Below are 9,303 nucleotides of genomic sequence, written 5' to 3' on the forward strand. Positions count from 1 at the left end.
TCACCTGGTCTCGATGCGGATCGCGGCGCGCGCGGCCTCGGCCCGGCCCAGCGCCTCGGCCCGGCCGGCGCCGCTCGCGACGACGAAGCCGGACCGGTCCCAGGACGAGGACCACGCCCGGGCGGTGTCACCGGGGCCGGCCGAGACATGCACCGCGCCGACCCCGGGCAGCGCCCGCGCCTCCTCGACGCCGTGCACGTCCTCCACCACCCCCGGCTCGGCGGCCAGGAACTGGATGGTGACCGTTTCGCCGGCCGGGCCGGGCAGCTGTGCCGGGCGCCCGGACAGCAGGTCGATGAGGCAGTTGCGCAGCGAGGTGCCGTACGCCTGGTCGATCAGGTCGGTGATGCGGTCGCCCGGGCAGCGGCCGGCGCACTCGATGAGCGTGAGGCCCTGCTCCGTACGCATCCACTCGGCGTGCAGGATGCCCGTGTCGAAGCCCGTCGCCGCGACCAGCATCCGCATGCCCTTGTCGAACTCCGCCTGCTCGTCGTCCCCGAGCGCGGCCGGCAGCAGATGCCCGGCCTCGACCGGGTGCCGGCCGGGGATCACGAACTTCTCGGTGATGTTCAGGAAGACGACGCTGCCGCCGCTGACCAGCGCCTCGGCGCTGAACTCGGCACCGGTGAGCCGCTCCTCGGCCAGATACCGCCAGCGCATAGGCCGGTCGGGGATCTTGCCCGGCTCGTCGGCGCCCACCACCGCCTGCCACGCCTGGCGCGCGATGTCCGGGTCCACGGCGTCCAGCAGCTGCACGCCCACGCTGCCCTGCCGGTCGGCGGGCTTGACCACCACCGGTCCGGCACCGGCGAACTCGACGATGTCCGCCGCCGAACGGATCTCCCGCCAGCGCGGATTGCGCACCCCCGCCGCCGCGGTGACCTCGCGCAGCGCGCTCTTGTCGCGCAGGGTCGCGGCGGCCCGCGGGGAGGCCCCGGGCAGTCCCAGCCGCTCGGCGATCGCCGCCGCGGCCACGACCCCGTACTCCAGGCCCGGGACGACCGCGGTCACCGGGACCCGCGCGTGCAGGTCCTCGGCCACGGCCACATGGTCCCCGCCCTGGTGGTAGGTCGCGGGCACGAGGGCGGCGACACAGCCGAGCGCCTCCGCCTTCCGCGCCAGGTCCCCGCCCCGGATGATGTCCGGCTCCTCCAGCACGGTGATGCTCGCGGGCGGCACCTTGCCGTCGATGCCCCGCAGGAACACCGCACTGAAGCCGATCATCAGGATGTGCGTCATGAAGTGCCTACTCCGTAGGGATGGTTGCCGCCGCGCGCCGGTCGGACAGCGCTTCGACCGTCACGATCTGGTACTCGCAGACTCCGGCCTTGACATACGGATCGTCCTCCACGATCCGGCTGATCTCGTCGTGGGTCACCCCTTCGGCGATGATCACCCCGGCGTGCCCCGGGGACGTCGACCTGCCGGAGAGCCGGAAGACGCCGGCGGCGTGGAACCGGTCGAGGTAGGCGATGTGGTCCGGGGTGTACTGGCGGTACACCTCGGCCGGCGCCCAGTTGCGGATGATCAGGACGTGCGTCAGACCGTCCCCGGTGCTCATGCAGCCACCTCCAGGGCCTCCGTGTACAGGGACAGCAGCGGTTCGGCCGCGGTGGTGCCGAAGAACCGGTGCCAGACGGCCAGACAGCGGCGGCGGTCGAGTTCCGAGCCGGTGTCCAGCCGCAGGAAGTAGATGTCGGTCTCCACCATGCTGCGGATCCCGAGGATCGGGCGGGGGCTGCGCAAGGGCCGGAACTCGCCGTTGTGGATGGCGGACGCCTCGTGGCCCGGGTAGAACTCGCCGACCATGACGCCCTGTTCGAGCGCCTCGAAGCGCAGCTCGGCCTGGACCCGGGTCACGGTCTCGCGCAGGAAGTCCTCGTCGCCGCCGAACGGGACGAACACCACCGACTCGTACTCCTCGCCCCCGTGGGAGGCGTTGCGGATCCGGCCGAGCCACTCCCGGGTGGCGGCGCGCAGCCGCGGGACGTCGCTCTCCGCACCGATCCGGACGGGGTTGACCAGAACCCGGCCGTGCTTCATCGCCCGGTCCATGAACGGGCAGACCGCGCCCTTGCGGCCGAGGTCGGGGTGCGGCTGCATGATGAAGCCGGAGATCCAGTCGAGGACGTCCGCGACCACCTGGGGGGATTCCGTCTTCTCCGGACCGGTGACGGCCGGGGTTCGGCTCATGTCTCATCCTTCGCTAAGGCTCGGCAGCGGCATTGACGTGCGGCGGGCGGGAGGTGCGCGGGGGGGACGTGCGGCGGGCGGTCAGCGCCGCAGCCGCAGGACGCGCAGATCGCCCGGCCCGGCGTCCCGGTCCTCCCGGACCCGGGCGACGAGCTGGTCGAGGTCGTCGGTGACGTGGACGAACCGGCCGTGCAGCTCCTCGTAGCCGCCCGAGACCAGGGCGAGCACCAGCCCGGCCGCCTTCTCCGGCGGCTGCCACACCTCGGCGGGGACCCGCGCGAGGTCCGCGCGGTCCGCGGTCATCGACGTGCGGACGAGGCCGGGGCTCAGGTCCACCACCATGACACCGGTGCCCCGCAGCTCCGCGGCGAGGGAGTCGGTGAAGCGCATCAGCGCCGCCTTCGACACCCCGTAGGCCGGGGGGGAGCCGGAACCGTCGGATCCTTGCAGCGAGTTGATGTTGACGACATGGCCCGTGCCCCGGCGGACCATCGAGGGCAGGACCCGCCGGCTGAGCAGGGCAGGGCCGCGTACGTTGGTCTCCACGACGGCCCACCACTGGTCGGGGTCCGTCTCCAGGAAGGGCCGCATCGGCCCGGTCACCCCCGCGTTGTTGACCAGGACGTCGACGGGCCCGAGGGCGGAGTCGACCGTGTCGCAGACGTGGGCCACGTCCCGTGGGTCCGTCACGTCCCCGGGCACGGCGAGCGCACGGCCGCCGTCCGCCGCGACCAGGGCGGCGGTCTCCTCCAGCTGGTCCTTCGAACGCGCGGTGAGGGCGACGGCGTAGCCGGCCGCCGCCAGTCGCAGCGCGATGGACCGGCCGATTCCGCGGCCGGCTCCGGTGATCAGTGCCACCCTGCTCATGATGTGCGATGTCCTTGGTCGGGATGCGGGCGCCGACGGGCCGGTCCGGTACGTCGACCGGGCCGGTGAGCGCGCCGACAGGTCAGGTGAGGACGGTGCGGACGTAACCGGCCGCCGCCCGGGGGAAGTTCAGCATGATGTGGCTTGCGGCCGTGCTGACATCACGCCAGATCCGCTGCAGGTCACGGCCGTTGGCCAGGGCACCGGTGCCGGCGCTGCGGGCCAGCCGGTCCACCGCGGCCACACAGAGTTCGGTGGCCAGCGCGCAGTCCCGGGCGCCCCGCTCGGGCCAGCCCTCCGGGAACGTCCCGGTGTCCGCGGCCACGGCCACGCTCTCCAGGACCAGTTCGGCGGTGTCGACCTCGGCGGCGGCTCTGGCGAACGCCTGCTCCGCCGCACCGGCCGACAGTGCCATCGCCGGCGGTCTCCTCGGGCCGGTGTACAGCTGCTTCCAGGTCTCCAGCGCGCCCCGCGCGGCGCCCAGCACCGGCGCCGCGAAGCTCAGCCCCGAGACCGCCTCCAGCGGTACGGCACAGTACGGGACGTCGGCGCCGTCCCGCCGCCCGGTGTCGAGATCGCTCCGGGCGAAGGAGTGACCGTCGGGAACCAGCCAGTCGCGCACCAGCACGGTGTGGCTGCCGGTGGCCCGCATGCCCAGGGCGGACCAGGTCTCGGAGATCTCGTAGCCGGCGCGCGGCACGGCGAAGAACACGCGCTCCTCGCCCCGCTCGGTCTCGGCCAGTGCCAGGACCAGCGCCCACTGCGCGAACCGGACCGAACTGACGTTGGGCCACGAGCCGTTGAGCCGCCACCCCGTGCCCTCGCGCACGGCGGTGCCGGACGGCACCAGGGAGCCCACGACCAGGGTGTCGGGGCCGTCCGCCCACACGGCGGCGCGGCCCTCGTCGGGCAGGTAGGCGGCGAACCGGCCGAGGGTGGCGGCGAGGGACGCGAACCAGGCCGCGGAGGTGCAGCCCCGGCCGATGGCCGTGGCTCCGCGGGTCATGTCGAGAAAGGAACCGGAACCGCCGCCCCAGGCGGGCGGCACAAAGAATCGGGCGAATCCCGCCCGGAGAATGGCCTCTGTCACCTCTGGGGCCAACTGCCCGGTTTCATCTGCCTTGGCGGCATGGCTGGAAGACGCCTCTCGGGCCACTTCCAAAAGTGACGTGAATGAATCGGCAGGTGGCCGATTTCTGTCTATGACCCCCGTCATTGGTGCACCAACGCTTCCGTGATGGCGGAAAACTGTGCTCAGCTCCTGTCTTGGTGAGACAGCTTCAGACTTCTACCACCCGTACCGGGCTCAAACAAGGATGCCCGATTGTTTGCACGCTGTTTATGTTCTGTCGTCGATGCGTAACAAAACGGACCTTCGCGGAGGAAGCGTTGGGGAGGGTTGTCTCCCCGTCGACGTTCTGCCTACGCTCTTATGGAATCGGAATCAGCCGGTGATCCGCAGGGCACTACCGGCCGGCTGATTTCTTCCTCTCTGCCCGGCTGTGCCGCAGAGTTCACAGCTTCTCCACAGAAGCATCAAAGAGTACGCGGAACGTTCCGGCACCGCGTTCAGGCCAACCGCTACCGGGAGCCTTCACCATGACCATTCCTGGCGTCATCGACTTCCACGTTCACGTCGGCGATTTCGACCGGATGCGGGATGACATCAAGAACCTGCTCGAAGGGACGGCGAGCCGGCGTGACTTCGACATGAAGGCGCTGTTCTCCGACCCCCGCGGGCTCGCCGCCTACCTGCGCAACGCCGGTGTGGTCCGCACCGTCCTGGTGGCCGACGAGGGCCCCGGCGTGAACTTCGTCCCGACCACCGACTTCATCTGCGACTTCTGGGAAGCGGCCGGTGAGGACAAGGACTTCTTCATTCCCTTCGGAAATGTCAACCCGAACCGGACTCCCGACGTCATCGCCAAGTACGAGTCGGATCTCAAGCGCGGGATCAAGGGATACAAGCTCTACCCGGCCGACCACGACTTCCACCCCATCACCCCGGAGCTGATGGAGTTCTACCGGCGGCTGGAGGCCGACGGTCTGATCCTCATGTTCCACACCGGGACGACGGGCCAGGACGACGGCGTCGACGAGTACGGCGACCCGAAGATCTTCCAGCCCATTCTGGACGAATGCCCGGACCTCACCGTGGTGTTCTGCCACGCCGGCAAGCCGATCTGGACCGGCGAGGCCACGGAAATGGCCCGGACGTACCCGAACCTGTATCTCGACACCGCGTTCATCAAGCCCGAGAAGCTCCTCGTCTATCTCCCCGAGCTCGCGGAGATCTCGCACAAGGTCCTGTTCGGCTCCGACTGGCCGGTGGGTGTCTCCTCGCTCTCCGCCCACCTCAAGGAGATCCGCAACCTGGGCCTGCCCGAGGAGGCCGTCGAGAACCTCCTGTACCGCAACGCGGCCCGGCTGCTCGGCATCGCCTGACCGCCGCATGAACACGGAGATTCTGGTGGTGGGGGTCCCCTGGAACCTCCATGAACTGGCCACGGTGGTCCGGGACGCCGAGGCCCTGGGCCTGCGCGTCCATGTGGCCGACACCGAGGAGGCGCTGGCCAAGGTGGACGCCTCGGTCCGCTGCGCCAGGGTGCCGGTCGCCGAGCCGACCGTGGAGGCGGTGAGCGCGGCGGCTGCCGCGCTCGCCCCGCACACGGTCGTGTCGGTGACCGAGCGGCAGCTGGTTCTCGCCGCCCAGGTGCGCGAACGGCTCGGTCTGCCGGGCACCTCCAGCGCGGCGGAGCTGCGGGTCCGGGACAAGTACCTGATGCGCCAGGCGCTGCGGGAGGCGGGCCTGACCGGCGTCGGCTTCACCGAGTGCCCGGTGACGGAGCTGCCCGCGGCCCTCGCCGGCCTGCGGCTGCCCGTGGTGGTCAAACCCCGTTCCCTGGCCGGCAGCATCGCCGTGCACCGCGTCGACGGTCCCGATGACCTCGCCGTCGTACGCGACTACTACCTGGACGGCTCCCCGCTGCGCGACAGTGTGCTGATCGAGGAGTTCATCCCGGGCCGGGAGATCAGCTTCGAGGGCCTGGCCGTCGACGGCCGGCTGTTCCGCTTCGCGGTGACCGACAAGGTCAACACCGGGGCGCCCAACTACTTCGAGGTCGGGCACCTCATGCCGGCCCTGCTGGACGACGGCACCGTGGCGCGGATCGAGAGCCATGTCCAGGACGTCGTCAAGGCACTGGGCATCGAGACCGCGCCGATCCACGCCGAACTGAAAATCGCCGGGGACCGACTGGAACTCGTCGAGATCCACACCCGGTTCGGCGGCGGAAACATCGTGCGGCTTCTGGAGGAGACGTACGGAATCGAGCCCTTCCGGGCATATCTCGGAGCCCTGGTCGGGCATCCCGCGCCCTCTCCCGGACCCGCGTCCGAAACCTGGGGCGTCGGATTCTTCACCGTCGACATCGGAGCGACGGCGGCCTGGCCGGATTTCGGATTCCCGCACCCGGAAGCGGTGGTGTCGATCGACTACGACACCCGGCGCACACCGAAACTGGAGACGATCGACGGGGTGCGCATGCAGCGCTGGCGCTGCGGTCACGCGATGTTCCGCGCCGCCGACGCCGAAGCGGTCCACGCGAACATCCGGTTCCTGTACGAGACCTTTCCGGGCAGGCGCTGATCGTCCGTCGCCCGACGATGGAAGGAAGACAATCCCGCTATGGCTCCCGCCGTGAACGAGACCATCAGCATCCACCCTGTGATCGCCGACCGCTGGAGCCCTCGCGCCTATGACACGGACCATGTGCTGAGCGACTCCGCGCTCGACACGATATTGGAGGCGGGCCGCTGGGCGCCCTCCTCCCGGAACTCCCAGCCCTGGCGATTCGTCGTCGGCCGCCGGGGCGACTCGGTGTTCAAGCAGATCTTCGACTGCCTGGCCCCGGTGAACCGGGAATGGGCGGGCTCGGCGAGCGCCCTGATCGGCGGTGTCGTACAGCTGGCCACCCCGGAAGGCGCACCGCTCAACTGGGGGCTGTACGACGTCGGCCAGGCCTTTTCCCATATGACCTTCCAGGCCCACGGGGACGGGCTGCACGCACGCCAGATGGCGGGATTCGACCAGGACGCCCTGCGCAGGACGTTCGCCATTCCCGAGGATTACCGCCCGTGCGTGGTGATGGCCGTCGGCAGACTGGGAACTCCGGACGGTCTGCCGGAGCGACTGCGCGCCGAGGAAGGCGGTCCGCGGCTCCGCCACGACCTCAACTCCCTGACCCTGCGGGAAGGTTCCGCGGGAACGCCGTGGTGACGGTGCTAACCTGCCCCCCACCGCAGACTTCTTCCACCTCGGGAACGGGCACGCATGGCGGCGAGTGAATCTCTGGGCGGGGTACCGGAATCCGCATGGGACCGGCTGGCCGGGCCCCACTTCTATTCGAGCAGCATGTGGCTGGGCCACTGCGCCGACGGTTCCCCGCACCCGCCCGCGGCCGTGGCCGCCCGGCAGGGCGACCGGACCGTCGCCGTTCCGGTCACCCCCGGCTACACGCCCAAGCAGGCCAACTACGACTGGGCCGCGACCCTGGCCGGCCGCGGCCTGCCCGGCATCCCCGGCACGGGCACCCTGGTCGGCCCGACGCAGGGCTACCAGACCGCCCTCCTCGGTGACCTGACCGACGCCGGGCTGGTCGCGGAAGCGCTGCGCCGGGCCCGCGACACGCTGGACCCGTCCTCGGGCGACGCCAGCTGTGTCGCCATGTTCCTGGACACCGAGGGCGCCCGGGCGGCCGAGCGGGCCGGCGTGGAGGCCGTACCGGTGCTGCTGGAGCCCGATGCGTGGATCGAGGTGCCGGAGGGCGGCTGGGACGCCTGGATCGCCTCCTTCCCGTCCAAGCGGCGGATCAGCATCCGCCGCGAGGTCCGGGCCTTCGAGGAGGCCGGCTTCACCGTCAGCCACGTGCCGCTCGGCGAGTGCTGGGAGCTGCTGCCCGACCTCACCGTGCCGGCCGCCGCCAAGTACGGCGCCTCCACCGAGCGGGAGCGCTTCGTCAAGGCATTCAGCACCTATGTGCGCACCACCGGGGACGCGGCCCGGGTGGCCCTGTGCCGCCGGGACGGCGAGCCGGTCGGCTTCTGCATCTACTACGTCTGGCAGGACAGCGTGTTCCTGCGCTGGGCGGCGTTCGACTACGCCCGCCTGGCCAAGGCCGCCGAGTACTTCAACGTCGTCTACTACAGCCAGATCGCGCTCGCCCGGCAGCTGGGCGTGCGCCGGCTGCACGCGGGCAAGAAGACCCTCGACGCCAAGGTGAACCGGGGTGCCCGGCTGCGCCCGCTGTGGCTGCTGGACCTGTCCGCGGACAGCGCCCTCGCCGGGCACGGCGAGCTGATCCGCAAGCACAACGCGGACCGGCTCGCCGCGATCGAGGAGGACCCCGCGCTGGCCCGCGCGATCACCGACCGCGAGGAGTGGACGCACTTCTGCTGAACCGCCGGCCGGCACCGCCGGGAACGTAGGCTGACCGGCATGAAGATCCTCGGTCTGTGCGGCAGCCTGCGGTCCGGGTCACTGAACGCGGCCGTGCTGCGCGCGGCGGCGGAACTGACCCTGCCCCCGCGCGAACTCACCGTCGACCCGGGCCTGGACCGGCTGCCGTTCTTCGACGCAGACGTCGAGCGGAGCGCGCTGCCCGGGGCCGCGGCCGAGCTGCGAGCCGCGGTCGGCGCGGCGGACGGCCTGCTGATCGTGACCCCGGAGTACGCCCACGGCACCTCGGGTGTGCTGAAGAACGCCCTGGAGTGGCTGGTCGGCGGGAGCGAGATCGCCGGCAAGCCGGTGGCCCTGGCCAGCGCGTCCCCCGCGATCACCGGCGGCGACCGGGCCCGCGCCTGGCTGGCCGAGACGCTCACCGTGATGAGCGCCCGGGTGATCCCGCGGGACCTGCGCATCCCGCAGGCCACGCTGAAGATCACCGACGGCCGGGTCACCGACGAGCCCACCCGGAAGGCCCTGTCCGGCCTCCTGGACGACCTCGCCCACGCCGTCGCCGAGGCCCGCGAGGGCAACGGCACCCTCGCGTCCTGACGACAGCCGACAGGGGGTCCCCGGAACGCTCTGGGGACCCCCTGTACGGGAGGTAACGGGTCCGGCTCAGAAGTCGTCGTCGAACGACACCGAGCCCTCCACCGCGACCTGGTAGGCCGAGGGGCGGCGCTCGAAGAAGTTCGTCAGTTCCTGGACGCCCTGGAGTTCCATGAAGGAGAAGGGGTTCT

10 protein-coding genes and 1 pseudogene are annotated in these 9,303 nt (G+C 71.0%); 5 read left to right on the plus strand and 6 right to left on the minus strand.

Features of this window, described 5'->3' with window-relative positions:
* The 5 genes from ABZ937_RS37575 to ABZ937_RS37595 all read right to left on the minus strand — a co-directional run bounded on the left by ABZ937_RS37575 (position 1) and on the right by ABZ937_RS37595 (position 4,276).
* Positions 1-1,239, minus strand: a complete 1,239-nt coding sequence (locus ABZ937_RS37575; RefSeq protein WP_361698922.1) for an ATP-grasp domain-containing protein — start codon at positions 1,237-1,239, stop codon at positions 1-3.
* A 7-nt stretch (positions 1,240-1,246) separates the two neighbouring features.
* Entirely contained in the window at positions 1,247-1,561 is a 315-nt protein-coding gene (locus ABZ937_RS37580; RefSeq protein WP_361698924.1) for a YciI family protein, read from the minus strand.
* A complete protein-coding gene (locus ABZ937_RS37585; RefSeq protein WP_361698926.1) occupies positions 1,558-2,193 on the minus strand; it encodes a DUF6875 domain-containing protein in 636 nt (211 codons plus the stop codon). Before ABZ937_RS37585 ends, ABZ937_RS37580 begins: the two co-directional genes overlap by 4 nt.
* 81 nt (positions 2,194-2,274) lie before the next feature.
* A complete protein-coding gene (locus ABZ937_RS37590) occupies positions 2,275-3,060 on the minus strand; it encodes an SDR family oxidoreductase (protein WP_361698928.1) in 786 nt (261 codons plus the stop codon).
* Between the two features lie 82 nt (positions 3,061-3,142).
* Positions 3,143-4,276, minus strand: a complete 1,134-nt coding sequence (locus ABZ937_RS37595) for an acyl-CoA dehydrogenase family protein (protein WP_361698930.1) — start codon at positions 4,274-4,276, stop codon at positions 3,143-3,145.
* Between the two features lie 383 nt (positions 4,277-4,659).
* Between ABZ937_RS37595 and ABZ937_RS37600 the strand changes: the two genes are divergently transcribed.
* The 5 genes from ABZ937_RS37600 to ABZ937_RS37620 are packed head-to-tail and all read left to right on the plus strand — an operon-like array spanning position 4,660 to position 9,115.
* Entirely contained in the window at positions 4,660-5,505 is an 846-nt protein-coding gene (locus ABZ937_RS37600; protein ID WP_361698932.1) for an amidohydrolase family protein, read from the plus strand.
* Positions 5,506-5,512: 7 nt separating this feature from the next.
* Positions 5,513-6,709: an ATP-grasp domain-containing protein gene (locus tag ABZ937_RS37605; RefSeq protein ID WP_361698934.1), complete on the plus strand. Its 1,197-nt coding sequence runs from the start codon at positions 5,513-5,515 to the stop codon at positions 6,707-6,709.
* A gap of 39 nt (positions 6,710-6,748) precedes the next feature.
* Positions 6,749-7,339: a nitroreductase family protein gene (locus ABZ937_RS37610; protein ID WP_361698936.1), complete on the plus strand. Its 591-nt coding sequence runs from the start codon at positions 6,749-6,751 to the stop codon at positions 7,337-7,339.
* Between the two features lie 54 nt (positions 7,340-7,393).
* Positions 7,394-8,518, plus strand: coding sequence for a GNAT family N-acetyltransferase (locus ABZ937_RS37615; RefSeq protein WP_361698938.1), 1,125 nt, complete (start codon positions 7,394-7,396; stop codon positions 8,516-8,518).
* A gap of 39 nt (positions 8,519-8,557) precedes the next feature.
* Positions 8,558-9,115, plus strand: a complete 558-nt coding sequence (locus ABZ937_RS37620; protein WP_361698940.1) for an NADPH-dependent FMN reductase — start codon at positions 8,558-8,560, stop codon at positions 9,113-9,115.
* Positions 9,116-9,181: 66 nt separating this feature from the next.
* On the opposite strand, the pseudogene ABZ937_RS37625 reads toward ABZ937_RS37620, so the two are convergent.
* Positions 9,182-9,303 (minus strand): annotated as a pseudogene (locus ABZ937_RS37625) (ribonucleoside-diphosphate reductase); the annotation flags it as partial.

Source organism: Streptomyces sp. NPDC046727 (assembly GCF_040645635.1).
Lineage (GTDB): Bacteria > Actinomycetota > Actinomycetes > Streptomycetales > Streptomycetaceae > Streptomyces.

What these genes read in the sequence shown, in the direction of transcription:
- ABZ937_RS37575 (WP_361698922.1), bottom strand. Translation starts at nt 1,239, where the DNA reads ATGACGCACATCCTGATGATCGGCTTCAGTGCGGTGTTCCTGCGGGGC.
- ABZ937_RS37580 (WP_361698924.1), bottom strand. Translation starts at nt 1,561, where the DNA reads ATGAGCACCGGGGACGGTCTGACGCACGTCCTGATCATCCGCAACTGG.
- ABZ937_RS37585 (WP_361698926.1), bottom strand. Translation starts at nt 2,193, where the DNA reads ATGAGCCGAACCCCGGCCGTCACCGGTCCGGAGAAGACGGAATCCCCC.
- ABZ937_RS37590 (WP_361698928.1), bottom strand. Translation starts at nt 3,060, where the DNA reads ATGAGCAGGGTGGCACTGATCACCGGAGCCGGCCGCGGAATCGGCCGG.
- ABZ937_RS37595 (WP_361698930.1), bottom strand. Translation starts at nt 4,276, where the DNA reads ATGACGGGGGTCATAGACAGAAATCGGCCACCTGCCGATTCATTCACG.
- ABZ937_RS37600 (WP_361698932.1), top strand. Translation starts at nt 4,660, where the DNA reads ATGACCATTCCTGGCGTCATCGACTTCCACGTTCACGTCGGCGATTTC.
- ABZ937_RS37605 (WP_361698934.1), top strand. Translation starts at nt 5,513, where the DNA reads ATGAACACGGAGATTCTGGTGGTGGGGGTCCCCTGGAACCTCCATGAA.
- ABZ937_RS37610 (WP_361698936.1), top strand. Translation starts at nt 6,749, where the DNA reads ATGGCTCCCGCCGTGAACGAGACCATCAGCATCCACCCTGTGATCGCC.
- ABZ937_RS37615 (WP_361698938.1), top strand. Translation starts at nt 7,394, where the DNA reads ATGGCGGCGAGTGAATCTCTGGGCGGGGTACCGGAATCCGCATGGGAC.
- ABZ937_RS37620 (WP_361698940.1), top strand. Translation starts at nt 8,558, where the DNA reads ATGAAGATCCTCGGTCTGTGCGGCAGCCTGCGGTCCGGGTCACTGAAC.